Source organism: Mycobacterium kyorinense, from assembly GCF_002101735.1.
In the GTDB taxonomy this organism is placed as follows: domain Bacteria; phylum Actinomycetota; class Actinomycetes; order Mycobacteriales; family Mycobacteriaceae; genus Mycobacterium; species Mycobacterium kyorinense.
The window spans coordinates 1-25,155 of record NZ_LQPE01000001.1 but is presented as its reverse complement, the minus strand read 5'-3'; the positions used below and the strand labels follow the sequence as shown (position 1 = coordinate 25,155).

General features: G+C 68.5%; 28 protein-coding genes. 16 read left to right on the top strand and 12 right to left on the bottom strand.

The window, feature by feature from the left end:
* The first annotated feature begins 104 nt into the window (after window positions 1-104).
* Window positions 105-782, top strand: a complete 678-nt coding sequence (locus AWC14_RS00140) for an Rv0361 family membrane protein (RefSeq protein ID WP_045378058.1) — start codon at window positions 105-107, stop codon at window positions 780-782.
* On the opposite strand, the gene AWC14_RS00135 is transcribed toward AWC14_RS00140, so the two are convergent.
* The gene (locus AWC14_RS00135) at window positions 779-1,135 is read right to left on the bottom strand and encodes an iron-sulfur cluster assembly accessory protein (RefSeq protein WP_045378061.1); all 357 of its coding nucleotides are present in this window, start codon (window positions 1,133-1,135) and stop codon (window positions 779-781) included. The genes AWC14_RS00140 and AWC14_RS00135 overlap by 4 nt on opposite strands.
* Before the next feature lie 60 nt (window positions 1,136-1,195).
* Complete coding sequence (locus AWC14_RS00130) at window positions 1,196-2,269, bottom strand: glycerate kinase family protein (protein WP_045378393.1); 1,074 nt, start codon at window positions 2,267-2,269, stop codon at window positions 1,196-1,198.
* Between the two features lie 124 nt (window positions 2,270-2,393).
* On the opposite strand from AWC14_RS00130, the gene AWC14_RS00125 reads away from it, so the two are divergent.
* The 4 genes from AWC14_RS00125 to AWC14_RS00110 are packed head-to-tail and all read left to right on the top strand — an operon-like array spanning window position 2,394 to window position 5,385.
* The gene (locus AWC14_RS00125; protein WP_045378064.1) at window positions 2,394-3,068 is read left to right on the top strand and encodes a DUF3043 domain-containing protein; all 675 of its coding nucleotides are present in this window, start codon (window positions 2,394-2,396) and stop codon (window positions 3,066-3,068) included.
* Between the two features lie 6 nt (window positions 3,069-3,074).
* Complete coding sequence (locus AWC14_RS00120; protein WP_045378067.1) at window positions 3,075-3,611, top strand: bifunctional adenosylcobinamide kinase/adenosylcobinamide-phosphate guanylyltransferase; 537 nt, start codon at window positions 3,075-3,077, stop codon at window positions 3,609-3,611.
* Window positions 3,608-4,654, top strand: a complete 1,047-nt coding sequence (gene cobT, locus AWC14_RS00115; protein WP_045378070.1) for a nicotinate-nucleotide--dimethylbenzimidazole phosphoribosyltransferase — start codon at window positions 3,608-3,610, stop codon at window positions 4,652-4,654. Before AWC14_RS00120 ends, cobT begins: the two co-directional genes overlap by 4 nt.
* A complete protein-coding gene (locus AWC14_RS00110; RefSeq protein WP_045378073.1) occupies window positions 4,651-5,385 on the top strand; it encodes an adenosylcobinamide-GDP ribazoletransferase in 735 nt (244 codons plus the stop codon). The genes cobT and AWC14_RS00110 overlap by 4 nt, the downstream gene beginning before the upstream one ends.
* Here the strand turns inward: AWC14_RS00110 and AWC14_RS00105 are convergent.
* A complete protein-coding gene (locus tag AWC14_RS00105) occupies window positions 5,382-6,488 on the bottom strand; it encodes a branched-chain amino acid aminotransferase (protein WP_045378076.1) in 1,107 nt (368 codons plus the stop codon). The genes AWC14_RS00110 and AWC14_RS00105 overlap by 4 nt on opposite strands.
* 22 nt (window positions 6,489-6,510) lie before the next feature.
* Window positions 6,511-7,620 (bottom strand): glycine cleavage system aminomethyltransferase GcvT, encoded by a 1,110-nt coding sequence (gene gcvT / locus AWC14_RS00100; protein ID WP_045378079.1) that lies wholly within the window; start codon window positions 7,618-7,620, stop codon window positions 6,511-6,513.
* A 7-nt stretch (window positions 7,621-7,627) separates the two neighbouring features.
* Here gcvT and AWC14_RS00095 point away from each other — a divergent pair, with 7 nt between their 5' ends.
* A complete protein-coding gene (locus tag AWC14_RS00095) occupies window positions 7,628-8,728 on the top strand; it encodes an adenylate/guanylate cyclase domain-containing protein (protein WP_045378082.1) in 1,101 nt (366 codons plus the stop codon).
* A gap of 11 nt (window positions 8,729-8,739) precedes the next feature.
* Entirely contained in the window at window positions 8,740-10,275 is a 1,536-nt protein-coding gene (locus AWC14_RS00090; protein WP_045378085.1) for a leucyl aminopeptidase, read from the top strand.
* 22 nt (window positions 10,276-10,297) lie between these two features.
* Here the strand turns inward: AWC14_RS00090 and AWC14_RS00085 are convergent, their stop codons facing one another.
* From AWC14_RS00085 to AWC14_RS00075, 3 genes are all read right to left on the bottom strand, one after another.
* On the bottom strand, window positions 10,298-11,722 hold the full coding sequence (locus tag AWC14_RS00085) for a phytoene desaturase family protein (RefSeq protein WP_045378087.1): 1,425 nt from the start codon (window positions 11,720-11,722) through the stop codon (window positions 10,298-10,300).
* A 9-nt stretch (window positions 11,723-11,731) separates the two neighbouring features.
* Window positions 11,732-12,196, bottom strand: coding sequence for an SRPBCC family protein (locus tag AWC14_RS00080; RefSeq protein WP_045378091.1), 465 nt, complete (start codon window positions 12,194-12,196; stop codon window positions 11,732-11,734).
* A 77-nt stretch (window positions 12,197-12,273) separates the two neighbouring features.
* On the bottom strand, window positions 12,274-14,034 hold the full coding sequence (locus AWC14_RS00075) for an SDR family oxidoreductase (protein WP_142281477.1): 1,761 nt from the start codon (window positions 14,032-14,034) through the stop codon (window positions 12,274-12,276).
* Window positions 14,035-14,248: 214 nt separating this feature from the next.
* On the opposite strand from AWC14_RS00075, the gene sucB reads away from it, so the two are divergent.
* From sucB to AWC14_RS00050, 5 genes are read left to right on the top strand one after another with little or no spacing between them, the layout of a single operon-like run.
* Window positions 14,249-15,982 (top strand): 2-oxoglutarate dehydrogenase, E2 component, dihydrolipoamide succinyltransferase, encoded by a 1,734-nt coding sequence (gene sucB, locus AWC14_RS00070; protein ID WP_045378396.1) that lies wholly within the window; start codon window positions 14,249-14,251, stop codon window positions 15,980-15,982.
* Window positions 15,983-15,986: 4 nt separating this feature from the next.
* Complete coding sequence (locus tag AWC14_RS00065; RefSeq protein WP_045378097.1) at window positions 15,987-16,895, top strand: TIGR01777 family oxidoreductase; 909 nt, start codon at window positions 15,987-15,989, stop codon at window positions 16,893-16,895.
* Between the two features lie 24 nt (window positions 16,896-16,919).
* Window positions 16,920-17,609, top strand: a complete 690-nt coding sequence (gene lipB, locus AWC14_RS00060; protein WP_045378100.1) for a lipoyl(octanoyl) transferase LipB — start codon at window positions 16,920-16,922, stop codon at window positions 17,607-17,609.
* Window positions 17,606-18,538, top strand: a complete 933-nt coding sequence (lipA, locus tag AWC14_RS00055; RefSeq protein WP_057003486.1) for a lipoyl synthase — start codon at window positions 17,606-17,608, stop codon at window positions 18,536-18,538. The genes lipB and lipA overlap by 4 nt, the downstream gene beginning before the upstream one ends.
* 4 nt (window positions 18,539-18,542) lie before the next feature.
* Complete coding sequence (locus AWC14_RS00050) at window positions 18,543-19,295, top strand: DUF4191 domain-containing protein (protein ID WP_085240904.1); 753 nt, start codon at window positions 18,543-18,545, stop codon at window positions 19,293-19,295.
* A 1-nt stretch (window position 19,296) separates the two neighbouring features.
* On the opposite strand, the gene AWC14_RS00045 is transcribed toward AWC14_RS00050, so the two are convergent.
* On the bottom strand, window positions 19,297-19,749 hold the full coding sequence (locus AWC14_RS00045) for an RDD family protein (protein ID WP_045378106.1): 453 nt from the start codon (window positions 19,747-19,749) through the stop codon (window positions 19,297-19,299).
* 197 nt (window positions 19,750-19,946) lie between these two features.
* On the opposite strand from AWC14_RS00045, the gene glnA reads away from it, so the two are divergent.
* The 4 genes from glnA to AWC14_RS00025 are packed head-to-tail and all read left to right on the top strand — an operon-like array spanning window position 19,947 to window position 22,785.
* Window positions 19,947-21,383: a type I glutamate--ammonia ligase gene (gene glnA, locus AWC14_RS00040; protein WP_085240902.1), complete on the top strand. Its 1,437-nt coding sequence runs from the start codon at window positions 19,947-19,949 to the stop codon at window positions 21,381-21,383.
* 25 nt (window positions 21,384-21,408) lie between these two features.
* On the top strand, window positions 21,409-21,882 hold the full coding sequence (locus tag AWC14_RS00035; RefSeq protein WP_045378112.1) for a DoxX family protein: 474 nt from the start codon (window positions 21,409-21,411) through the stop codon (window positions 21,880-21,882).
* Between the two features lie 11 nt (window positions 21,883-21,893).
* Entirely contained in the window at window positions 21,894-22,319 is a 426-nt protein-coding gene (locus tag AWC14_RS00030) for a helix-turn-helix transcriptional regulator (RefSeq protein ID WP_142281476.1), read from the top strand.
* Window positions 22,320-22,350: 31 nt separating this feature from the next.
* Window positions 22,351-22,785: a VOC family protein gene (locus tag AWC14_RS00025; RefSeq protein WP_045378117.1), complete on the top strand. Its 435-nt coding sequence runs from the start codon at window positions 22,351-22,353 to the stop codon at window positions 22,783-22,785.
* Window positions 22,786-22,799: 14 nt separating this feature from the next.
* Here the strand turns inward: AWC14_RS00025 and mddA are convergent, their stop codons facing one another.
* The 4 genes from mddA to AWC14_RS29315 form a co-directional block, all read right to left on the bottom strand.
* Window positions 22,800-23,564, bottom strand: a complete 765-nt coding sequence (gene mddA / locus AWC14_RS00020; protein ID WP_045378120.1) for a methanethiol S-methyltransferase — start codon at window positions 23,562-23,564, stop codon at window positions 22,800-22,802.
* 78 nt (window positions 23,565-23,642) lie between these two features.
* Window positions 23,643-24,767: an epoxide hydrolase family protein gene (locus tag AWC14_RS00015; protein WP_045378123.1), complete on the bottom strand. Its 1,125-nt coding sequence runs from the start codon at window positions 24,765-24,767 to the stop codon at window positions 23,643-23,645.
* Window positions 24,764-24,997, bottom strand: a complete 234-nt coding sequence (locus tag AWC14_RS00010; protein ID WP_045378126.1) for a hypothetical protein — start codon at window positions 24,995-24,997, stop codon at window positions 24,764-24,766. The genes AWC14_RS00015 and AWC14_RS00010 overlap by 4 nt, the downstream gene beginning before the upstream one ends.
* A 70-nt stretch (window positions 24,998-25,067) precedes the next feature.
* A partial coding sequence (locus tag AWC14_RS29315) for a hypothetical protein (protein WP_249026291.1) occupies window positions 25,068-25,155 on the bottom strand: 88 nt, incomplete at its 5' end.

The following is a 25,155-nucleotide window of genomic DNA, read 5'->3' as shown; positions in this document are numbered from 1 at the left end:
CTTCATTCGTAAGCTCGTCTAGCTAAGCTTACGCGCGGCGGCGGTCGCCCTTGCGCTAGCCTGCCTAGAGCAGCCGGAGTCAACCAGCTTAGGAGAAGGCCCGAATGCCCGGTCCGTACTCGGCGAACCATGGGGTCGGCGCCGACGGACCGCCGTTCACCGACCCGCACCCGAGCCAGCCCATCCCCAACCCGCAGGCCTACCCGCCGGAGACGGACCCGGGACAAACAACCGAAGCCGCGCCGCCGTCGGCCGCCTACCCGGGGATGTTGCCGCCGCCGGTGCCCTACCCCAAGCGGAAGCGCAAGCGACTGGTCATCGGTGCGCTGGTGGCCCTGCTGGTGATCGCCGCGATGACCACGGCGATCGTCTACGGCGCGCGGCAAAGCGGATCGACCTCGGCCGGGGTGTTTTCCGAGACGACGGCTAAAACGGCGATCCAGGGCTATCTGAACGCGCTGCAACACCGCGATACCGAAGCGATCGCCCGCAACACGCTGTGCGGCATCTATGACGCCGTGCGGGACCGGCGATCCGACCAGGCGCTGGCCAAACTGTCCAGCGACGCTTTTCGCAAGCAGTTCTCCAACGCGCAAGTGACGTCGATCGACAAGATCGTCTACTGGTCGAACTACCAGGCGCAGGTGTTGTTCACCATGCGGGTCACCCCCGCGACCGGGGGTCGGCCGCGCGACAACGTGCAGGGCATCGCCCAGCTGCTGTTCCAGCACAACCAGGTGCTGGTGTGCTCCTACGTCCTGCGGACGGCCGGAACCTACTAGTTGAACGAGTCGCCGCAGGCGCAGGAGCCGGTGGCGTTCGGGTTGTCGATCGTGAAGCCCTGCTTCTCGATGGTGTCGACGAAGTCGATCGAGGCGCCTTGCACGTAGGGCGCGCTCATCCGGTCGACCGTCAGCGTCACGCCACCGAACTCCGCCGTCAGGTCACCGTCGAGCGAGCGGTCGTCGAAGAACAGGTTGTAGCGCAATCCGGCGCAGCCACCCGGCTGGACGGCGATACGCAGCGCCAGGTCGTCGCGGCCCTCTTGGTCCAGCAGTGACTTCGCCTTGGCTGCCGCGGCGTCGGTCAGAATCACGCCGTGGGTCTTGGCGGCTGACTCGTCCTGAACAGTCATTGCTTCTCCCTATGTGCCTAATCTGCTCAGTGCAATCGATTGGGCGCTAAGCCCACTGCCTCAACGGTACCTTGTTATGTCGCTATTCCCGAGTTGCGCTGCCGCCGCAGTGGCCAGCCCCATGAGCTGGTTGACGGCATCGACCAAGGCCAGCCGCACCGAACCGGCGTAGTCGGCGATTGCATAGGCCACAATGCCCGCCGCCCGCTGCGCCGAACCGTCGAGGCAGACCTGGCCGGCCAGCACCAGCACCGGAACCTGCCGTGAGCGCGCGGCGGTCGCCAGCGACCCGACCACCTTGCCGTGCAGGGACTGCTCGTCCAACTGCCCCTCACCGGTGACGATGAGATCGGCGGCGGCAATGTCGTCGGCCAGGCCGGTGTGCTCGGCGATGATCGCCGCGCCCGATTCGCAGCGGGCGCCCAACGCGAGCAGGGCCGCGCCGATCCCGCCGGCCGCGCCGGCGCCCTGCTCGGCGCTCACCTTGCGCCCGGCCGCCGTGTCCAGCTCGACGGCCCACTTGGCGAGCCGCTGCTCCAGCTCGGCGACGGTGCGCGCGTCGGCGCCCTTTTGCGGCCCGAAGACGCGGGCGGCGCCCCACGGCCCCAGCAGCGGGTATTCGACGTCGGAGGCGGCGACGAGCTCGATCCCGGCCAGGCGGTGGCGCGCCGTGTCCAGACCGCCGAGTGCATTGATCAGGCCGCGACCGCCGTCGGTGCTGGCGCTGCCGCCCAGACCGACCACGATGCGCGCCGCGCCGGCGTCCAGCGCCGCGGCGATGAGCTGCCCGACACCGCGGCTGTGGGCGGCCAGCGCGGTCTGCGGCGTCGGCGGCCCGCCGAGCAAGGCCAAACCGCAGGCTTCCGCGCACCCGAGGTATGCCGTGGCCGAGGCGGGGTCGTACACCCACTCGGCGTCCACCTCGCCGTCCAACGGACCCGATACCCGCAGCCGACGCAGCTCCCCCAGCCGCTCCGCCAGCACGGTGACGAACCCTGGGCCGCCGTCGGACTGCGGCGCAATGGTGATCTGGTCGCTGGGACGGGACCTGTTCCAGCCCGCGGCAATGGCGGCGGCGGCCTGCACGGCGGTCATGCTGTCGCCGTAGGAATCGGGGGCGATCAGGATCCGCAGGGCCGGGTGATCAGCCCCCGAGCTGCTCATTCCACAGAATGTAGCGGCGATCGCAAGCGCGGCGAAGCCGCGGCCCGCAAAGGCGCATCGCAACGGAGAACGGGTGCGAAGTAACCTTGCGACTGTGAAGCTGCTCGGCCGCAAGAAAGACGAGACCGGCGCCGCGGAGGAGCCCGACGCACCGGCGGTCGACGACGACGTCGTCACCTCCGGCGCTTCTCGCGGGTCACGCACCACCGCGCCGAAGGGCCGGCCCACACCCAAACGAAGCGACCGGCGTCGCGGCCCGGTCGCCCCGGCGCCGATGACCGCCGCGGAAGCCCGCGCCCGCCGCAAGTCATTGGCCGGCCCCAAGCTGTCCCGAGAAGAACGCAAAGCTCAGAGCGCCGCGCGCCGGGCCCAGATGTCGCAACGCCGCGAACGCATGATGGCCGGCGACGAGGCCTACCTGCTGCCGCGCGACCAGGGGCCGGTACGCCGGTTCGTCCGCGATGTGGTCGATTCGCGCCGGAATGTGCTGGGGCTGTTCATGCCGTCGGCGCTGGGGCTGATGTTCGTCATGTTCGCCGTTCCGCAGCTGCAGTTCTACTCCTCGCCCGCGATGATGGCGTTGATGGTGCTCATGATGCTCGACGGGATCATCTTGGGCCGCAAGATCAGCAGGCTGGTTGACGAGAAGTTCCCGGACAACACCGAAAGCCGTTGGAAGCTAGGTCTTTACGCGGCCGGTCGGGCGTCCCAGCTGCGTCGGATGCGGGCGCCGCGGCCACAGGTCAAGCGCGGCAGCAAAGTCACCTGATCTGCCATGCGAACGCTGGTGCTCGGCGGCATCAAGTCGGGTAAGTCCCAGTGGGCGGAGGCCGCCATCGCCGAATCGCTGGAACCCGTTGAGCCCGTGCGTTACCTGGCCACCGGATCGGTGGCCGACGCGGAGGCGGGCTGGCTGGAGCGCATCGCCGAGCATCGGGCCCGCAGGCCCGAGCACTGGTCGACCGTCGAAGGCGACGACATCGCAGCACAATTGCGGGAGTTGCCGAGCGTGCCAACGCTCGTCGACGACGTCGGCGGCTGGTTGGCTGCCGTCCTCGACCGCCGCGGCTGGGAGTACGGATTGATATCGGACGATGTCGACGACATGATCGCCGCGGTCACCGCTTTCGCTTCACCGTTGGTGCTGGTCAGTCCGGAGGTCGGGCTGATGGTGGTGCCTACCACGGCGTCGGGCCGGCGGTTCGCCGACGAATTGGGCACGGTCAACCAGCGGCTGGCCGACCTGTGCGAACGGGTGGTGTTGGTGATCGCGGGACAGCCCGTGCAGATCAAGCCCTCGGGCAGCGGATGACATTCGGTCCGGTGTCGCCGCCCGATGCGGCCAGTGCGGCGGCGGCCCGCGCTCGCCAGGACACGTTGACCAAGCCGACGGGTGCACTGGGCCGGCTCGAGGATCTGTCGGTGTGGGTCGCTTCGTGTCAGGGGCATTGCCCGCCACGACAATTCGAGCGGGCACGGGTGGTGGTGTTCGCCGGTGACCATGGCGTCGCCCGATCGGGGGTATCCGCTTATCCGCCGGAGGTCACCGCCCAGATGGTGGCCAACATCGACGCCGGCGGGGCGGCGATCAACGCGCTGGCCGATGTCGCGGGCGCGACGGTGCGGGTCGCCGATATCGCGGTGGATGCCGAGCCGATGTCGGAACGCATTGGGGCACACAGGGTCCGGCGTGGCAGCGGTAACATCGCGGTCGAGGATGCGCTGACCGACGCCGAAACCACGGCCGCAATCGATGCCGGCCGGCGAATCGCCGACGAAGAGGTCGACGCCGGGGCCGACCTGTTGATCGCCGGCGATATGGGGATCGGGAATTCCACGGCGGCAACGGTTTTGGTGGCGGCATTGACTGGTACCGAACCGGTGGCGGCGGTCGGCTACGGCACCGGCATCGACGATGCCGGCTGGATGCGCAAGACGGCGGCGGTGCGCGACGCGCTGTTCCGGGCCCGCACGGTGAAATCCGATCCGGCCGGGCTGCTGCGGTGTTGCGGCGGAGCGGATCTGGCGGCGATCGCCGGGTTCTGCGCGCAGGCCGCGGTTCGGCGCACACCGCTGCTGCTCGACGGGCTGGCGGTGACGGCCGCGGCGCTGATCGCCGAACGCCTGGCACCCGGTGCACGGCAATGGTGGCAAGCTGCTCACCGCTCCCCCGAACCGGCGCACGCGATGGCGTTGGCGGCATTAGAGCTGGACCCGATCCTCGATCTGCGGATGCGCCTGGGCGAAGGCACCGGTGCGACGCTGGCCCTGCCGGTGCTGCGGGCGGCGGTGGCAGCGCTGTCGTCGATGTCCACCTTTGCCGCGGCCGGTGTCTCGACCCGTACCTCATCGTGATGCGCTCTCTCGCAACGGCTTTCGGATTCGCCACGGTGATCCCCGGGACCGGCGGACGCCCGCTGGGCGGCGGTGCGATCACGGCGCTGCCGGTGGTCGGCGCCGCGCTGGGCGGGCTGGCCGCAGCTGTGGCATGGGGCGGGTCGATGGCGTTCGGCGCAGGCAACCCGCTGGCCGGGTTACTGGCAGTGACCGCCCTGCTGGCCGCCACCCGCGGGCTGCACATCGACGGGGTGGCCGATACCACCGACGGGCTGGGCTGCTACGGGTCGCCCGAGCGCGCCCGAGCGGTAATGCGCGACGGGTCGACCGGGCCGTTCGGGGTGGCTGCCGTGGTGCTGGTGATCGCGCTGCAGGGCTTCGCCTTTCCGATGCTCAGCGCGGTCGGCATTGTCGTCGCAGTCACCGCCGGACGTGTGGCGGCCGTGCTGGCCTGCCGCCGGTCGGTGCCCGCAGCCGAGGGCAGCACGCTGGGCCTTCTCGTCGCCGGCACCCAGCCGGCGGTGGTGGCGGTGGCCTGGATCGCGGCGCTGGGCGTGGCGTCGCTGTGGGCGGGGCCGCGGCTGTGGTGCGGGCCGGTAGCGGTGCTGGTGGCGCTGGCCTGCTCGGCGGCACTGGTGGCGCATTGCGTGCGCCGGTTCGGCGGCATCAGCGGCGACGTGCTGGGCGCCGCGATCGAATTGACCACGACGCTGACCGCGGTGTCGCTGGCCGCGCTTAACGGCGCTTAACCCAGCCGGGTCATCCAGCCGTGGGTGTCGGCGAAGGTGCCGCGCTGGATTCCGGTCAGCGTGTCGCGCAGCGCCATCGTCACTTCGCCGGGTTCGCCGTCGCCGACGGTGAATTCGGCGTCGCCGTACTTGACGCGGGCGATCGGGGTGATGACGGCGGCGGTGCCGCACGCGAACACCTCGGTGATCTCACCGGCGGCGGCCTTCTTCTGCCACTCGTCGACGTCGATCTTGCGTTCCTCGATCGCGAAGCCTGCGTCAGTTGCCAACTGCAGCAACGAATCCCGGGTAATGCCGGGCAGCAGCGCACCGGACAGCTCCGGGGTGACCAACCGCGCCGAGCCGCCGCTGCCGAACACGAAGAAGATGTTCATGCCGCCCATCTCTTCGACGTAGCGGCGCTCGACGGCGTCGAGCCACACCACCTGCTCGCAACCGTTTTCCGCGGCTTGGGCCTGAGCCACCAGCGACGCGGCGTAGTTGCCGCCGAATTTCGCCGCGCCAGTGCCGCCGGGGCTGGCCCGCACGTATTCCGTCGACACCCAGACGGTGACCGGCCGCAGGCCGCGCGGGAAGTACGCGCCGGCCGGCGAGGCCAGCACCAGATAGCGGTACTGCTTGGCGGGGCGAACCCCCAGCCCCGGCTCGGTGGCAACCACGAACGGCCGCAAATACAACGACTCTTCGCCGCCGGCGGGCGGCACCCAGGCGTTGTCGACGGCGATCAGCTGCCGCAGCGACTCGATGAACAACTCGTCGGGCAGTTCGGGTATCGCGATCCGCCGCGCCGACGACCGCATTCGGGCGGCGTTGGCGTCGGGACGAAACGACACGATCGACCCGTCCGCCCAACGGTAGGCCTTGAGCCCCTCGAACACCTCTTGCGCGTAGTGCAGCACGATCGCCGACGGATCCAGCTCGATCGGGCCGTAGCCGATGACCCGCGCGTCGTGCCAACCCCGCCCGTCGGTGTAGTCGATCGAGACCATGTGGTCGGTGTGGTGGCGGCCGAAGCCCGGGTCGCGCAGGATCGATTCGCGTACCTCGTCGGCCGTCGGGTTTGCAGTGCGAGAAACCGTGAACTCGAGAAGGCCGCTGGTCATCCTGAGATTGTATAGCTGCCCGCTATCGAGTTTTCGCGTCGACGAACGGCGGTCGCACCACCTCGGACTCGACGGCGCGCCCGCGGACGTCGACGGTGACGTGCCGGCCGTCCTCGATGCCGGCGTCGGCGTCGATCAGCGCCAGCGCGATGCCGACTTGCAGTGTCGGAGAGAAGGTTCCCGACGTGGTGACCCCGACCCGGCGGTCGCCGTCGAGCACCGTCAGCCCGGCCCGCAACACCCCGCGGCCGACCGCCCGCAGGCCGCGCAACCGCCGTGACGGGCCCGCTGCCTTCTCGGCCAACAACGCCTCCCGGCCGAAGAACGCCTCCTTCTTCCAGCCGATCGCCCAGCCGCACCCGGCCTGCAGCGGCGAAATGTCGGCAGACAGTTCGTGGCCGTGTAGCGGGTAGCCCATCTCGGTGCGCAGCGTGTCGCGGGCACCCAGCCCCGCCAGCTGCCCGCCCGCCCGGCTCACCGCCGCCACCAGCGCGTCGAACACCACCCCGGCCGATTCCCAGGGCGGCAGCAGCTCGTAGCCGTGTTCGCCGGTGTATCCACTGCGGCACACCCGCACCGGCACCCCGGAAAACGACGCGTCAGCATATGCCATGTAGTCCATGCCGATGGGCAGCCCGAGCTCGTCGAGCACGTCGACCGACCGCGGTCCCTGCACCGCCAGGACCGCGTAGGAGCGGTGCTCGTCGGTGATGCTCAGTTCGGCGGGCGCGGCGGCCCGCAACGCGGCCACCACCGCGGCGGTGTTGGCGGCGTTGGGCACCAGGAAGATCTCGTCGTCGCTTACGTAGTAGGCGATCAAGTCGTCGATGACGCCGCCGGATTCGTTGCAGCACAACGTGTATTGCGCCTTGCCGGGTCCGATGCGACGCAGGTCGTTGGTCAGCGCGGAGTTGACGAACTCGGCGGCGCCCGGTCCGCGCACCACCGCCTTGCCGAGGTGGCTGACGTCGAACAGGCCTACGGCGGTGCGGGTTGCGGTGTGCTCGCTGACGGTGCCGGCATACGACACCGGCATCAGCCAGCCGCCGAACTCCGCAAAACTGGCGCCAAGCTCACGGTGGCGGCCTTCCAGCGGTCCGTGCTGCAGGTTTTCGGGCACGGTGCTCCACACTAATCAGGTGGTCGACTACTTGGATTTTGACGCGCTTGAGGCGCTCGGTATCGCCAACGCGCGTGAGCGAGCGCCGCTCATCGAATATCTGGCCGGCCTGGGCTTCAGCGCCGATGAGATGGTCAACGCCGAGCGCCAGGGCAGGCTGTTCGGACTCGGCGGTGACGCCCTGCAGTCGTCGGGTCCGCCGATCCACACGCTGAGGACGGCCGCCGACGCGCTGGGTCTGCCGGTCGAGGACGTCGAGCACGCCTGGGCCATGCTGGGCCTGACTGTCGCAGACTCCGACACTCCCACGTTGAGCCAAGCCGACGTCGACGCGCTGGCGACCTGGGCGGCCATGAAGGCCGACTTCGGCGACGACGCCGCATCCGGGTTCCTACGGGTACTCGGCGCCTCTGTCGCGCGGCTGGCCGAGGCCGAGTCGTCGATGATCCGTGCCGGCCAACCCGACCTGTGGCTGGGGCATTCCGGCGACGAGTTGACCACGGCAAAGGTCTACCGTTCGGTTGCGCAGTACATCCCTCGGGTCGGCGCGATGATGGACGCGGTCCACCGCCATCACCTGACCAGCGCTCGGACCTTTATCGAGGGAGTCGTGCCGGGCCCGTCGCCGAGTGTGGTGTGCGGTGTCGGTTTCGTGGACCTGTCCGGCTTCACCGCGTTGACCCAGATGCTGACGCCCGCAGAGTTGTCGACACTGCTCAACGGCTTTTCGGCCACTGTCTCCGACGTGGTGCACGCCGACGGCGGGCGGATCGTGAAGTTCATCGGCGACGCCGTGATGTGGGTGAGCCCCACACCGGAACGGCTGGTCCGGGCGGCCACCGACCTCGTCGACCACCCGCAGGCCCGCCAGGTCGGGCTGCAGGTCCGGGCCGGTCTGGGCTACGGCGAGGTGCTGGCGATGAACGGCGACTACTTCGGCAACGCGGTCAACCTGGCGTCCCGGCTGGTCGCGGCCGCGCAGCCCGGGCAGATCCTGGCCGCGGCAGCTGTGCACGACGCGCTGCCGGACTGGCCGGCCATCCTGCAGGAGCCGTTGACACTCAAGGGTTTTGACGCCCCCGTGACGGCCTATGACCTGCACGCCGGCCCCGGTGACTAGGGTGGTTGGCCGTGAGCACCGCACCCGGTTACCAGTCGCCGTCCGTCACCGTCTCTTCCTCGCTGCCGAGCCGCGGGATCGCCAAGTCCGTGCTGGTCGTGCCGGTGGTGTCGACGGGCGACGAGGACCGGCCCGGGGCAACCGTCGCGGCGGCCGGGCCGTTCCTGGGCGCCGACGCCGTCGCCGAGATCGAGGCCGGGCTGCAGGCGCTGGGCGCCAAAGGCGGCAGCGAGCAGGTGCACCGCCTGGTGGTCTCGTCGCTTCCGGTGGGCAGCGTGCTGGCCGTCGGCCTGGGTAAGCCGCGCGACGAGTGGCCCGCCGACGTGATCCGCCGCGCCGCCGGTACGGCGGCCCGGTCGCTCAACGGCGCCGAGGCCGTCGTCACCACGCTGAGCGAGTTGAACCTCACCGCCGCCGTCGAGGGGCTGATCCTGGGCGGCTACCGCTTCACCGCCTTCCGCAGCGACAAGACGGCGCCCAAGGACCCGGGGCTGCGCAAGATCACCGCGCTCTCGACGGCGGCCGGCGCCAAGTCCGACGCCGCCCACGCCGCCGCGGTCGCGGCCGCCGTGGCCACCGCCCGCGATCTGGTCAACACCCCCCCCAGCCACCTGTTTCCGGCTGAATTCGCTACGCGCGCAAAGGCTTTGGGTGAATCCACCGGCCTGGAGGTCGAGGTGCTCGACGAGAAAGCGCTGCAGAAGGGCGGCTATGGCGGGGTGATCGGAGTGGGCCAGGGCTCGTCGCGTCCGCCGCGGCTGGTGCGGCTGGTGCACCGCGGGTCGCGGCTGGCCAAAAACCCCAAACAAGCCAAGACGGTGGCGCTGGTCGGCAAGGGCATCACGTTCGACACTGGCGGCATCTCGATCAAACCGGCCGCCAACATGCACTACATGACCTCCGACATGGGCGGTGCCGCGGCGGTCATCGCGACCATGACGCTGGCGGCTCAGCTCAAGCTGCCGATCGACGTGATCGCCACCGTGCCGATGGCCGAGAACATGCCGTCGGCAACCGCGCAGCGCCCCGGCGACGTGCTGACCCAGTACGGCGGCAGGACCGTCGAGGTGCTCAACACCGACGCCGAGGGACGGCTCATTTTGGCCGACGCCATCGTGCGGGCCTGCGAGGACAACCCGAACTACCTGATCGAGACGTCGACGCTGACCGGCGCGCAGACGGTAGCACTGGGCAGCCGGACCCCCGGGGTGATGGGCAGCGACGAGTTCCGCGACCGGGTCGCCGCGATTTCCCAGCAAGTCGGCGAGAACGGCTGGCCGATGCCGCTGCCCGACGAACTCAAGGACGACCTGAAGTCGACGGTGGCCGACCTGGCCAACGTCAGCGGTCAGCGCTTCGCCGGGATGCTGGTGGCCGGGGTGTTCCTGCGCGAATTCGTCGCCGACGGGGTCGCCTGGGCGCACATCGACGTCGCCGGGCCGGCCTACAACACCGGCAGCCCGTGGGGATACACCCCCAAGGGCGGCACCGGCGTACCGACCCGCACCATGATTGCCGTGCTCGAGGACATCGCCGAAAACGGTTGACACAAGCGCATATTCGAAGCGCTCACCGCAGGTCGGTCCGTAATGCGCTTCGGGCAGCCAAATACCCCGGCATGCCGTGAACTCCCGGGCCGGGTGGCGTGAACGACGAGCACAAGTACGTGCCGCGGCGCGGTAGCCCGTAAGGCCGCAGTGCGACGGCCACGTTCACCATGTAGCGCAGCGGATCCTGCAAGCCGCCGTTGATCACACCGCCACACATGGTGGGGTTGTGAGCTTCCTGCTCCTTGGCGGTAGTCGTCACCTTCTTGACGATCCTGTCGGCGAACCCCGGCGCGAACCGTTCGATCTGACGACCGATGGCCTCCGACATGTCGACCGTAGATCCGTACGGCACATGGCAATACGTCCACACCGTCTCTTGACCGACGGGCGCCCGGGTCGGATCGAACCGGCTCTGGTTGGCCAGCAGCACGAACGGCTTGTCCGGATGCCGCCCCTTGTTCACCGCCGACTCGCCCGCAGCGATCTGCGGCAGGGCTCCGCCGAGATGCACGGTCGCCGCCTGCGTGCACTCGTCGGCACGCCATGGGATGGGGCCGTCCAACAGGTAGTCCACTTTGCAAAGCCCCGGGCCGTACCGGTAATTCGCGTAAAGACGCCGATACCAAGCAGGCACACTGTCGCCGAGTATCGACGCCACTTGCGTCGGCGCGACGTCGAGCATGAGCACCCGGTGGGCAGGCACATCCGCGAGCCGTCGAACCCAGTGGCCCAACCGGATTTCGCCGCCCAAGTGCTCGAAATATCCCAGCAGCGCATCGGCGATCTTCTGCGATCCGCCCCGGGGCATCGGCCAGCCGGTTCGGTGCGCGCTGGTGGCGAACATCAGAGCTGCGGCAGCCGTACCGAAGAGGCTGAGCGGCATGAACGAATGCGCGGCCATGCCGGCCAGTAGTGCCGGTGCACGCTCGTCGTGAAAGCGGCGCTTCGAAAGGCCTGCGATCGAGGCTATTCCGACGCGGCCGAACTTCGCGACGGTCATCGGATGCTTGGGCGGAAACGGGTCGAAGATGGTGTCGAACAGCTCGATCCCCTTGGACACCAACGGAGTTAACAACTTCTGGTAGGCGTCCTTGTCGGCGCCCATTCCGGCAGCGGTCTTACTCACGTCGCGATACAGTGCGACCGCGCTGCCGTCGTCGAGAGGGTGCGCCGCCTCGATGGGGGTGAAGATCCACTCCAGGCCGTAATCGTGCAGCGGCCAACGCCGGAAGGCCGGAGAGGCCATGCCCAGTGGGTGTATTGCCGAGCAGATGTCGTGCACGGACTCGTCACCGGTCACATGCCCGGATCGGGAACCGCCGCCGGGGGTGTCCGACCCTTCCAGGATCACAACGCGTCGGCCCGCTTCTGCCAAGGCAACTCCGGCGGCAAGGCCATTGGGGCCCGACCCGACCACCACCGCATCGAATTGCTCAGCGGCCATGTCCGGCCGTCACTTCACCTGGCTGGGGTCCAGGCGTTCGGCCAGTGCCGCCAGCCGCAAGATGCACTCGCGGTTGCGGGGGTAGATGGCAACCAATGTCAGCGGATCGGGAATGACCCGGACCGGTCCCTCGGCGGGCACTTCGATCATCTCGACCCGGCAGCCGTCCGGAATCTCGTGCAGTCGCATGGTGATTCGTGCCGCGCCCAACGGCCCGAGTCCCGCTCGCAGTACCAGCTCGTGCAGCGGCTCGCATTTCTCGACCGACGTCTGGTCGTCGATCACCAGCGGCCACACGCCGATCGAGTGCCGGATGGCCGCGCCGGGCTCCGGCCAATTCGAGTCGACGGCCCGAGTGCGGCTGTTGCCGACCACCCACTGGCTGTAGGTCCACCCGTCGGCCAGCACATCCCAGACCTGATGACAGGACGCGTGCACGTCACGAATCGCGGACAGTTCGCGTGTTGCGGCCATCGCCAGGGTTCCTTTCGCATCGGGCTCGATCCCTGCGGGTACCCACGCCGGCGATCGACGATGCGTGAACTTCTCGGCTACACCAACCGGCGGCGCGCGGTGCTGCGTAAGGCCTGCGGCGCTATTCGGGACACGCCGTAGAGCAGATAGGCCTCGGGCGCCACCGGCCGGATCGCCTTGTGTTTCTTGACGGCCGCGACAATGGCCTCGGCCACCTTGTCCGGGCCGTAGCGGCGCAGCGCGAACATCTTCTCCAGCTGGGCCCGTCGACCCTCGGCCTGCTCGGTCTGTCCGGACGGCGCGTCGAATCGGGTGGTGTGCACGATGTTGGTGTCGATGACGCCGGGACAGATCGTGGTCAGCCCGACGCCGGCCGCGTCCAGTTCGGCGCGCAGGCAGTCGGAGAACATGTACACCGCGGACTTGGACGTGCAGTACGCGTTCAGCTGCTGTGACGGCGCGTAGGCCGCCATCGAGGAGACGTTGACGATGTGCCCACCGGCGCCGCGCTCGACCAGCCGCCGGGCGAACGCGCGGCAGCCGTTGACCACGCCGCCGAAGTTGACGTCGAGAACCCGGTCGAATTCCTCGGGCGGGGTGTCGAGGAACCGGCCGGCCTGCCCGATGCCGGCGTTGTTGACGACGATGTCGGGCACGCCGTGCTCGGCGCAGACCTGCTCGGCGAACGCCTCGACGGCCCCGGCGTCGGCGACGTCAAGTAGGTAGGCGTGTGCGACGCCGCCGCGCGCCGCGATCTCGGCGGCAGTGTCCTTGACCGCAGCGTCGTCGATATCGCTGACGATGACCTCGGCGCCCTCGCGAGCGAACGCATAGGCGGTGGCCCGGCCGATGCCGCTGCCCGCCCCGGTCACCGACACCAGCATGTCGGTGAAGTAGTCGCGCCGACGACCGACCTGCGCGCGCCGCAGGGCACGGCAGGGCGGTTTGCCCTCGGTCAGGTCGGCGAGTTCATGCACCGCGGCCGCCAGCACCTGCGGGTGCGACATCGGCGACCAGTGCCCGGCCTTGATGTCGCGGCGCCACAGCCGCGGCACCCAGCGCGCGGTGGCGTCGTAGCCGTACGGCCGCACGTAGCGGTCTTCGGTGTTGACGACGAGTTGCACCGGCACGTCGACGTAGTGGTCGCGACGGTGATGCGCGAACGACCGAAAGTAGTTGGCGCGGTAGGTTTTCAGCGACCTCGCCGCGTCTGCGGCGAGCCTGTCGGAGTGGTGGACCTGCGCGGCGGGGACGCCCGTGGTCAGTGCGCGGCGCAATCGCGGGCTGGACAACGCCGCACGGACCACCAGCGGCGCCAGCACCGGTATCGAAAAGACCGCCATGTAGCTCAGCCGCAGCGCCTGGCTGAGCGCCCGCACAAAGCTGCGCGGCCGGTACGGGCGCCGCAGGCCGGTGAGGATGTAGTCGACGAGGTGGTCCTGGCTCGGCCCGGACACCGAGGTGAACGACGCCGCCTTCTCGCCGGCGCCGTCCCGGCCCAGGAATTCCCACACTCCTACCGATCCCCAGTCGTGGGCCAGCACGTGCACCGGCTGACCGGGGCTGCACGCGTCGACGACGGCGGCGAAGTCGTCGGCGAAACGGGCCATGGTGTACGCCGAAACCCGCTTGGGCGCCGAGGATCCGCCGACGCCGCGGTTGTCGTAGCGGACGATCCGGAAGCGCTCGGCCAGCAGTGGGACCACGCCGTCCCACAGCACGTGTGAGTCCGGCCAGCCGTGCACCAGCACGACCGTGGGTCCATCGGCGTTGCCTTCCTCGTAGACCGCCAGGCGGACACCGTCGGCGCTGTCGACGAACCGTCGTGGGGCTGCCATCGCACTCCTCATCCGAGACTTACTGTGACGGCCAGTAGCTCATACCGTTGGTAGCGAGCGTGTTTCGACACTGCCCGGGCGCTACAGGGGTGTCAAGAGCCCGGCAGGCGACTCTGCCCTGGGTGAGTGCCGGCCGCGCCGCAGTGAAAGGATGCTGTGGTAAGCCAGAGGTCGACCCGTGCCGACCGACCGATCGATCGAGGAGTCAACAGAGATGGCCTTCTCAGTCCAGATGCCGGCGCTCGGTGAGAGCGTCACCGAAGGGACGGTCACCCGCTGGCTCAAACAGGAAGGCGACACGGTCGAACTCGACGAGCCGCTGCTCGAGGTGTCCACCGACAAGGTCGACACCGAAATCCCGTCGCCGGCGGCCGGTGTGCTGACCAAGATCATCGCCCAGGAGGACGACACCGTCGAGGTCGGCGGCGAGCTGGCCATCATCGGCGACGCCGCCGAGGGCGACGGCGGACAACCCGCCGGCGGGCAAGCTCCCGAAGCGCAACCGGAGCCGCAAGCCGAGGCGCAACCCGAGGCGCAGCCGGCGGCCCAGCCGGAGCCGGAACCCGAGCCGCAACCCGCCGCGGCATCACCGGACGGCGAGGCCGCCGCAACCGGTGCGACCACGCCCGTGCTGATGCCCGAACTCGGCGAGTCGGTCACCGAGGGCACGGTGACCCGCTGGCTGAAGAAGGTCGGCGACGTGGTCGAGGTCGACGAGCCGCTGGTCGAGGTGTCCACGGACAAGGTCGACACCGAGATCCCGTCCCCGGTGGCCGGCACGCTGGTCAGCATCACCGCCGACGAGGACGTCACCGTTTCGGTCGGTGGCGAGCTGGCCAGGATCGGCACCGGCGCCGCTGCGCCCGCCGCCAAGCCGGCACCCGAACCGCAGGCCCCGCCGGCGCCGCAGCCCGAGCCCAAACCCGAGCCCACACCGCACCCGGAGGCCAAGCCGGCCGCGCCGCCTGCACCCGAGCCGGAGCCCGCCGGCCAAGCACCAACCACGCCCTACGTCACGCCGCTCGTGCGAAAACTGGCTGCCGACAACAACATTGACCTCAACGAAGTGACCGGTACCGGCGTCGGCGGGCGCATCCGCAAACAGGACGTACTCGCCGCCGCCGAAGCCAAGAAAGCGCCGCCACCCGCGCCGGCGGCGCAGCCCGCGGCCGCCGCCCCCGCTGCGGCACCACCGGCGCCTACCCCGGCGCCTGCGCTGGCGCACCTGCGTGGCACCACCCAAAAGGCCAGCCGGATCCGTCAGATCACCGCCAAGAAGACCCGCGAATCGCTGCAGGCCACCGCACAGCTGACCCAGGTCCACGAGGTCGACATGACCAAGATCGTGGCGCTGCGGGCCAAGGCCAAGACGGCGTTCGCCGAACGCGAGGGCGTGAACCTGACCTTCCTGCCGTTCATCGCCCGCGCCGTGATCGACGCGCTCAAGATCCATCCCAACATCAACGCCAGCTACAACGAGGAAACCAAAGAGATCACCTACTACGACGCCGAACATCTCGGATTCGCCGTCGACACCGAGCAAGGTCTGCTCTCCCCCGTCATCCACAACGCCGGCGACCTGTCGCTGGCCGGGCTGGCGCGCGCGATCGCCGACATCGCCGCCCGCGCCCGCTCCGGCGACCTCAAACCCGACGAGCTCTCCGGTGGCACCTTCACGATCACCAACATCGGCAGCCAGGGCGCGCTGCTGGACACCCCGATCCTGGTGCCGCCGCAGGCCGCCATGTTGGGCACCGGCGCGATCGTCAAGCGACCCCGGGTCGTCGTCGACGACACCGGCAACGAATCCATCGGGGTGCGCTCGATCTGCTACCTGCCGCTGACCTACGACCACCGGCTGATCGACGGCGCCGACGCCGGACGGTTCCTGACCACGATCAAGCATCGGCTCGAAGAGGGAGCATTCGAGGCCGATTTAGGGTTGTGAGACTGTGGCCAAGGCCGTCATCGCAATCGCGGGCTCGTCCGGGCTGATCGGTTCAGCCCTGGTTGCCGCGCTGCGCGGGGCCGACTACCGCGTGCTGCGCATCGTGCGCAGAGCACCGTCGAACGGTACCGAAGTGCGCTGGGATCCCGAAGCCGGTGAGTTCGATCCGTCGGCGCTGCGCGGCGTCGACGCGGTGGTCAACCTGTGCGGCGTCAACGTCGGCCAGCGGCGCTGGTCGGGCGCCTTCAAGCAGAGCCTGCGCGACAGCCGCATCACGCCAACCGAAGTACTGTCGGCCGCGGTCGCCGAGGCCGATGTCGGGGTATTGGTCAACGCCAGTGCCGTGGGCTACTACGGCAACACCAAGGACCGGGCCGTCGACGAAACCGACTCGGCCGGAACGGGTTTCCTGGCCCAACTGTGTCAGGACTGGGAAGCGGCCACGGCGGCAGCCCAGCAGGCCGGCGTCCGGGTGGCGCTGGCCCGCACCGGGCTGGTGCTGGCCCCGTCGGGCGGCGCGCTGCGACGGATGCGGCCGCTGTTCTCGCTGTGCCTGGGCGCCCGGCTGGGCAACGGTCGCCAGTACATGTCCTGGATCAGCCTTGAGGACGAGGTGCGTGCGCTGCAGTTCGTCATTACCAACGGCACGCTGTCCGGACCGGTGAACCTCACCGGCCCCGCTCCGGTCACCAACGCCGAGTTCACCGCGGCGCTGGGCCGCGCGGTGCACCGGCCCACGCCGCTGATCCTGCCCGGGTTCGCGGTGCGCGCCGTGCTCGGCGAGTTCGCCGACGAGGGGTTGCTGTGCGGCCAGCGCGTCATCCCGGCGGCCCTGGAGCGCGCCGGTTTCCAGTTCCACCACAACACCATCGGCGAGGCGCTGCGCTACGCCACCACCCGGCCCGCCGCCTAGGCCGACTGCCCGCGGTAGCCTCGGCTGGTGAGCTCTATCCGGGCGAGCGCCAGCCCCATCGACGTCCGCCAACTCGGCAGCATCGACTACAACGCCGCCTGGCAGCTGCAACGCCAACTGGCCGACGAGCGGGTAGCCGGCGGCCCGGACACGCTGTTGCTGCTCGAACACCCGCCGGTGTACACCGCCGGGCGACGCACCCTGCCGCACGAACGGCCGGTCGACGGCACGCCCGTCGTCGACACCGACCGCGGCGGCAAGATCACCTGGCACGGGCCCGGACAACTCGTCGGCTACCCGATCATCGGGTTGACGGAGCCGCTCGACGTCGTCAATTACGTTCGGCGCCTTGAGGAATCGCTGATCAAGGTGTGCACCGACCTGGGCGTGGAGGTCGGCCGCGTCGAGGGCCGGTCCGGAGTATGGGTGCCTGGCCTGCGCGCGCGCAAGGTGGCCGCGATCGGCGTGCGGGTGTCGCGAGCGACGACGCTGCACGGCTTCGCGCTCAACTGCGACTGCGACCTGGCCGCGTTCGACCGGATCGTGCCGTGCGGCATCACCGACGCCGGGGTGACGTCGATCACCGCAGAATTGGGTCGGCGGGTCGGTGTCGACGAGGTTCGGTCGTCCGTCGCCGACGCGGTGTGCGACGCGCTCGACGGGCGGCTGGCGCTGAGTTGGCAACCCACTGCCCGCGTAGCATCGCCATTGTGACTGTCGCTCCGGAAGGCCGGAAACTGCTGCGCCTGGAGGTGCGTAACGCGGCGACCCCGATCGAGCGCAAGCCGCCGTGGATCAAGACCCGCGCGCGCATGGGTCCCGAATACACCGAGCTGAAGAGCCTGGTCCGGCGCAAGGGCCTGCACACCGTGTGCGAGGAAGCCGGCTGCCCCAACATCTACGAGTGCTGGGAAGACCGCGAGGCCACCTTCCTGATCGGCGGCGACCAATGCACCCGCCGCTGCGACTTCTGCCAGATCGACACCGGTAAGCCCGCCGAGCTGGACCGCGACGAGCCGCGGCGCGTCGCCGAAAGCGTGCAGGCGATGGGACTGCGGTATTCGACCGTCACCGGGGTGGCCCGCGACGATCTGCCCGACGGCGGTGCTTGGCTCTACGCCGAGACGGTGCGCGCCATCAAGAGGCTCAACCCGTCGACCGGTGTCGAGCTGCTGATCCCCGACTTCAACGGCGACCCCGACCGGCTGCGAGAAGTTTTCGAATCTCGCCCGGAAGTGTTGGCGCACAACGTCGAAACGGTGCCGCGGATTTTCAAACGGATCCGGCCCGCGTTCCGTTATGAGCGCAGCCTCGACGTGCTTACCGCCGCCCGCGAATTCGGATTGGTCACCAAGAGCAACCTGATCCTCGGGTTGGGCGAGACGCCCGACGAGGTGCGCACCGCGCTGGACGACCTGTATGCGGCCGGCTGCGAGATCGTCACGATCACCCAATACCTGCGCCCGTCGGCCCGGCATCACCCGGTCGAGCGCTGGGTTCATCCCGACGAGTTCGTCGAGTACGCGCACTACGCCGAAGGCCTGGGCTTCGCCGGCGTGCTGGCCGGGCCGTTGGTGCGGTCGTCGTACCGGGCCGGGCGGCTCTACCAGCAGGCTGTGCGGGCGCGCCCGACCGTATCCTGAACCAATGGCGAAATCCCGTAATAGCGCGGCGAACAAGGCCGCCAGAGCCGAGGCGAAGGCGGCCCGCAAGGCGGCCGCCAAGGAGCGTCGCAGCCAGCTGTGGCAGGCGTTCACCATGCAGCGCAAAGAGGACAAGCGGCTGCTGCCCTACATGATCGGCGCGTTCGTGCTGATCGTCGGGATCTCGGTGGCGGTCGGGGTGGCCGCCGGCGGGTTCACCATGGTCACGATGATTCCGCTGGGCGTGGTGCTCGGCGCGCTCGTGGCGTTCTTCATCTTCGGCCGGCGCGCGCAGCGGTCGGTCTACCGCAAGGCGGAGGGGCAAACCGGCGCGGCCGCGTGGGCGCTGGACAACCTGCGCGGCAAATGGCGCGTCACCCCGGGCGTGGCCGCCACCGGTCACTTCGACGCCGTGCACCGGGTGATCGGTCGTCCCGGCGTGATCCTGGTGGCCGAAGGATCGGCGGCGCGGGTCAAGCCGCTGCTGGCCCAGGAGAAGAAGCGCACCGCTCGGTTGGTGGGCGAGGTGCCGATCTACGACATCGTCGTCGGCAACGGCGAGGGTGAGGTTCCGCTGGCCAAGCTCGAGCGTCACCTGACCAAGCTGCCGGCCAACATCACGGTCAAGCAGATGGACTCGCTGGAATCCCGGCTGAGCGCGTTGGGGACGCGGGCCGGAGCGGCCGCGATGCCCAAGGGGCCGTTGCCCGGCGCCGCCAAGATGCGCGGTGTGCAGCGCACCGTGCGCAGGCGGTAACTCAGCGCCGAACGACCGCGGTTCCGGTGACCCGGTCCTGCCAGCCGCGGCCGTCGGCGTCGACGAACAATGCCGGAATGACCAGCGCGATGAGCAGCCCGCGCAGGGCGGCCCGGCCGAGCCCGACGTGCAGGCGCCCGTCGACCGACATCACCCGCAGCCCCAGCGCGAACTGCCCCGGGGTGAACTCGAACAGCCGAACCGCCATCATCCCGAGCACGAGCCAGACGACCAGCACCGCCGTGGACAGCACACTCGGCGCAATCAGCCCCAGCGTCATTCCCAGCGCGGCAAGCCCATAGGCCACCAGCCAGTCGACCATCAGCGCCGCCAGCCGGCGCCCCAGCCGGGCCAGCGAACCGGGCCCGTGCTCGGGCAGGCCGAGCGTTTCACCGGGGTACCCGGACGACGAGCCCGGCGGGCCGGACAGCCACGAAGCGATGTCACGGGCCATGGCCTCAACAATAAGAGGTCGCGACCCGGTTTCGACCGTGACCGACCGCGTCGCGTAACGTCAGCGCAACATGGGGTTGACTGCCGGGCAACATCGCCTCCCTACGGTCTGATCGGGCCACCCGTCACGGCCAAGTAAAGGAGAGCGCCTCAATGACCGCATTAGATTCGATGCCCTCAGTAAAGGAGAGCGCTTCGGTGTCCGAAAAGACGGCCGACGACATCATCAAGCTGATCAAGGACGAGAAGGTTCAGTACGTCGACGTCCGGTTCTGTGATCTGCCCGGCGTGATGCAGCACTTCACGATCCCGGCATCGGCGTTCGACCAGAGCGTGTTCGAGGACGGGCTGGCCTTCGACGGGTCCTCGATTCGCGGCTTCCAGTCAATCCACGAATCCGACATGATCCTGCTGCCCGACCCGCAGACGGTCCAGATCGACCCGTTCCGCGAAGCCAAGACGCTGAACCTGAACTTCTTCGTGCACGACCCGTTCACCCGTGAGGCGTACTCGCGCGACCCGCGCAACGTCGCCCGCAAGGCCGAGAGCTACCTGGTCAGCACCGGCATCGCCGACACCGCCTACTTCGGCGCCGAGGCCGAGTTCTACATCTTCGACTCGGTTTCCTTCAACTCTCAGACCAACAGCGCGTTCTACGAGGTCGACGCCATCTCCGGGTGGTGGAACACCGGGGTGAAGACCGAGTTCGACGGCAGCGCCAACCGCGGCTACAAAGTGCGCCCGAAGGGCGGTTACTTCCCGGTCGCGCCCAACGACCAGTACGTCGACATCCGCGACAAGATGCTCACCAACCTGATCAACGCCGGCTTCGTGCTGGAAAAGGGCCACCACGAGGTAGGCTCCGGCGGCCAGGCCGAGATCAACTACAAGTTCAACACGCTGCTGCACGCCGCCGACGACTTGATGCTGTTCAAGTACATCGTCAAGAACACGGCCTGGCAGAACGGCAAGACCGTCACGTTCATGCCCAAGCCGCTGTTCGGTGACAACGGCTCCGGGATGCACACGCACCAGTCGCTGTGGAAGGACGGCGGGCCGCTGTTCTACGACGAGGTCGGCTACGCGGGCTTGTCCGACACCGCGCGGCACTACATCGGCGGCATCCTGCACCACGCCCCGTCGCTGCTGGCGTTCACCAACCCGACGGTCAACTCCTACAAGCGGCTGGTGCCGGGCTACGAAGCCCCGATCAACCTGGTGTACAGCCAGCGCAACCGCTCGGCGTGTGTGCGCATCCCGATCACCGGCAACAACCCGAAGGCCAAGCGGCTGGAGTTCCGTTGCCCCGACTCCTCGGGTAACCCGTACCTGGCGTTCTCGGCGATGATGATGGCCGGTATCGACGGGATCAAGAAGAAGATCGAGCCGCAGGCGCCGGTCGACAAGGACCTCTACGAGCTGCCGCCGGAAGAGGCCGCCAACATCCCGCAGGCCCCCACCTCGCTGGCTGCGGTGATCGACCGTCTCGAAGAAGACCACGAATACCTCACCGAGGGCGGGGTTTTCACCTCCGACCTGATCGAGACGTGGATCGCCTACAAGCGCGAGAACGAGATCGACCCGATCAACGTCCGGCCGCACCCCTACGAGTTCGCGCTGTACTACGACGTTTAATCACGCGTAGCCGTATCGTCGTCGCATGACGACGCGCAACCTCGAGGCCAGGCTCAGCCCGTACTCGCCTGTGGCGGTGGCGGTTTTCCGAGTGGTGTTCGGTCTGCTGTTCTTATGCCACGGCCTGCAGAAGCTGATCGGCTGGCCGGTCGGCCCCACCGTCCCGACCGGCGAGTGGCCGTTCTATTACGCCGGCTGGATCGAGGCGGTCACCGGCGGGCTCGTTGCGCTGGGGCTGTTTACTCGCGTGGCGGCTTTCGTGGCCTCCGGCGAGATGGCCTACGCCTACTTCACTCAGCACTTCCCGCACGGCTTCTGGCCGATGGTCAACCAGGGTGAGCTTGCGGTGCTGTACTGCTTCGGTTTTCTGCTGTTGGTTTTCATCGGCGGGGGCGCGTACGCGATCGACACCCGCCGCCGCACCGGCGCGGGCTGGCGATCGACGACGGCGCCCTGGACGCGGTTACGACGAAATCGTCGGCTCGGCCGCCGGGCGTGACGTTCACAGCCGTGCCCGCTGCCCGACATCTCCTGCGGGCCAAGGACCTCGCGGACAGCCGCTACTTCGAGGCGCTGTCGGTCGCCGACCTCGCGCGTGCGGCCGGCCTATCGAAGGCGCACTTCAGCCGGGAGTTCGCCCGGACATTCGGCGAGACCCCGCATCAGTACCTGCTGACACGGCGACTGGAACGGGCGGCGGCCTTACTGCGCACGACCGATTGGCCCGTGGCCCGGATCTGCTTTGCGGTCGGTTGTGAGAGCGTCGGCTCCTTCACGACGAGCTTCCGGCGAATCTTCGGTCAAACCCCGACCGACTACCGAGCCGCGTGGCCGCCCGCCGCCCGGCTTGTCCGGATACCGCTGTGCATCGCGAAAGCCTATGCGCGCCCGCAAAACCGCACTTTTCGAGAAGACGATCGCTTCGCGGTTTCATAGGCTTCCTCACACCAGCCAGGGAGGAGAACCAGTGATCAAGATCGCCAACACTCAGTTCTGGGTGCACGACCAAGACGAGGCCGCCGAGTTCTATACCAAAACACTGGGCTGGGAGGTTCGTTCCGACGTCACCATGGAGGCATGGCAGTTTCGCTGGCTGGTGGTGGGGCCGCCGCAGTCCGATGTCGGCCTGGTGCTAATGCCGGTGCCGGGACCGCCGATGCTCGATCCACAGGCCAGCGCCGCGCTGGCCGAGCTCGTCGCAAAGGGCGCCGGCGGAACCCTGTTCCTCGAGACCGATGACTGCCAGCGCAGCTATGACGAGCTGTCCGCTCGCGGCGTGGTGTTCAACGACCCGCCGACCCCCCAGCCGTACGGCATCGATACGTCGTTTCGTGACCCGTCGGGCAACAACATCCGCTTGACCCAGGTCCTCGAATTCGACCCGGCCCGAACGTCGGTGTGACAGCGCTGCGATAGTCAGCCCTGCGGACGCGGCCACGGCAGCAGCATCGGCACCCGTCGCCGGTAGTCCCGGTATTGCGATCCCAGCATGGCGATCAGGTCGTGCTCCTCGAGCTGAATCGCGATCAGGATGTAGGCGGTGGTGGCGATCGCAAAGAGCAGGTGACCGGCCGTCATCGTGGGCGCCGCCCAAAAGGCGACAATGAAACCGACCATCAATGGGTGCCGTACCACCCGATAGAGCAGCGGCGCGCGAAAACTGATGTCGCTCTGCGGGTTTCCACTCCACACCGCGAGCACTTGCCGCAGCCCGAACAAATCGAGATGGCTGATCATGAACGACGAGACGAACACGGTCGCCCAGCCGAGCCAGAACAACGTCCACAACACCATCCGGGCCGCAGGCATCCTGACGTCCCACACCACGGTGGGCATTGATCGCCACTGCCAGTACAGCAGGAACAGCGCCAAACTCGACAGCAGGACATAGGTGGTGCGCTCCAGCGGCTGCGGCACTACACGGGTCCACCGTCGCTTGAACGCCGGTCGCGCCATCACACTGTGCTGGACGGCGAAGACCCCGAGCAGCAACACGTTCACCACGACCGCTTCGCCGATCGGGGCGGCCACGGCGTGATCGATGCTGCGTGGCACCAAGAGGTCGCCGACGAATCCGATGGCATACAGAAAGGCCACCACGAATGCCAGATAGCCGACCGCGCCGTAGCCGACGGCGAATACGCGGTTGACCTTCTTGGGGGTAAAGGTTGGTTGGGTCATATCGATGTCCCACTATCCCGGTCTTCGGCGAAGCGGCATAGGGTAGTCGGCTACCCGAATCCCGGGCAGCGCCCGCTGTCAGCGGACGGTCGCGAAGAACGCGCGGACGTCGTCGACGAGCAGTTCCTGTTGCTCGAACGCGGCGAAGTGCCCGCCGCGCGGCATCGTCGTCCAGTGGGTGATGTTGTAGACGGCCTCGCACCAGTGCCGCGGTGCGGGCAGGATTTCCTTGGGAAATGCGGCGACGCCGGTGGGCACCTCCACCCGGCCGGCGCCGCCGAAGTTGTTGTAGCTCTCCCAGTACAGGCGCGCCGAGGAGGCGCCGCTGCCGGTAGCCCAGTACAGCATCACGTTGTCGAGGATTTCGTCGCGGGTGAGCACGTTCTCGGGATGCCCGTCGCAGTCCATCCAGGCCCAGAATTTCTCGACGATCCAGGCCAGTTGTGCCACAGGCGAATCCACCAATCCGTAGCCCAGCGTTTGAGGCCGGGTGGACTGCTGTTTGGAATAGCCGGTCCCCCAGCGGCGGTGCTGCGCGACGGCCGCCAACGCCCGTTGCTCGTCCTCGGTCAGTTCGGAGCCGCTGTCCGTGGGCGGCCGCGCGATGGGCATGTTCAGGTGAATGGCGAAGCAACGACCGCGGTTGCGGCCCAGTTGGGTGGTGACGGCGGCTCCCCAGTCGCCGCCTTGCGCGCCGTAGCGGTCGTAGCCGAGACGGCCCATGAGCGTCTCCCACGCTTGCGCGATCTTGTCGACGCCCCACCCGGTACGGGTGGGCTTGCCGGAGAAGCCATACCCGGGAAGCGACGGGCAGACGACGTGAAACGCATCCTCGGGACAGTCGGGATTGACCAGCGGCTCGATCACCTTGTGGAACTCGACGATCGAGCCGGGCCAGCCGTGGGTGATCAGCAGCGGTAGCGCGTCCTCGTGGGGGGACCGCTGGTGGATGAAATGGATGTCGAGCCCGTCGATCTCGGTGACGAACTGGTCGAAGCGGTTCAGTGCGGCTTCGCGTGCCGGCCAGTCGTAGCCGTCGGCCCAGTAGGCGGCCAGTTCGCGGGTGTACGCCAAGGGCATGCCCTGGCTCCAGTCGTCGACGCACTCGGCGTCGGGCCAGCGGGTGCGGGCCAAGCGTGTCTTCAGGTCGTCGAGGACTTCGCTGCCGACGTCGATGCGAAACGGTGCGACGGGCGGGGTCACAGAATGCGCCGAGGCGACCTGCCCATGTGGTAGCCGGCCGGGAAGGACATCTCGATCACTCGAAGCTGGTCGTTGGCCTTGGATTCGAGTTCAAGGACGACGCAGCCCTCGCCGATGGCTTTGGATTCGAGAACCGTGTAATGCTGACCGCCACCCTGGACGTCGGTGATCGGGTCACCTGAGCGCAATGCCTCGACCGGCACGAGTTCGGGGGTTCCGTGTGACTCCACGCTGGCAACGTTAGGGCAATCCGACGAGCAAGGGAACGGTTTTGACCGCTACCGAGCGCCGCGGCGGAACCTACGGATCGTCTTCGTCGTCTCTAAGCAACTTCTCTGGGTGGTGGTATTTGTTGGTGCGGGGGTGGCCGTGGTCGAGGTGGGGTGGG

Bases quoted from the DNA above. Each gene is read 5' to 3' on its own strand.
- AWC14_RS00140 (WP_045378058.1), top strand. From the start codon at position 105: ATGCCCGGTCCGTACTCGGCGAACCATGGGGTCGGCGCCGACGGACCG.
- AWC14_RS00135 (WP_045378061.1), bottom strand. From the start codon at position 1,135: ATGACTGTTCAGGACGAGTCAGCCGCCAAGACCCACGGCGTGATTCTG.
- AWC14_RS00120 (WP_045378067.1), top strand. From the start codon at position 3,075: ATGCGAACGCTGGTGCTCGGCGGCATCAAGTCGGGTAAGTCCCAGTGG.
- cobT (WP_045378070.1), top strand. From the start codon at position 3,608: ATGACATTCGGTCCGGTGTCGCCGCCCGATGCGGCCAGTGCGGCGGCG.
- AWC14_RS00105 (WP_045378076.1), bottom strand. From the start codon at position 6,488: ATGACCAGCGGCCTTCTCGAGTTCACGGTTTCTCGCACTGCAAACCCG.
- AWC14_RS00085 (WP_045378087.1), bottom strand. From the start codon at position 11,722: ATGGCCGCTGAGCAATTCGATGCGGTGGTGGTCGGGTCGGGCCCCAAT.
- AWC14_RS00080 (WP_045378091.1), bottom strand. From the start codon at position 12,196: ATGGCCGCAACACGCGAACTGTCCGCGATTCGTGACGTGCACGCGTCC.
- AWC14_RS00075 (WP_142281477.1), bottom strand. From the start codon at position 14,034: ATGGCAGCCCCACGACGGTTCGTCGACAGCGCCGACGGTGTCCGCCTG.
- sucB (WP_045378396.1), top strand. From the start codon at position 14,249: ATGGCCTTCTCAGTCCAGATGCCGGCGCTCGGTGAGAGCGTCACCGAA.
- AWC14_RS00050 (WP_085240904.1), top strand. From the start codon at position 18,543: ATGGCGAAATCCCGTAATAGCGCGGCGAACAAGGCCGCCAGAGCCGAG.
- AWC14_RS00045 (WP_045378106.1), bottom strand. From the start codon at position 19,749: ATGGCCCGTGACATCGCTTCGTGGCTGTCCGGCCCGCCGGGCTCGTCG.
- AWC14_RS00035 (WP_045378112.1), top strand. From the start codon at position 21,409: ATGACGACGCGCAACCTCGAGGCCAGGCTCAGCCCGTACTCGCCTGTG.
- mddA (WP_045378120.1), bottom strand. From the start codon at position 23,564: ATGACCCAACCAACCTTTACCCCCAAGAAGGTCAACCGCGTATTCGCC.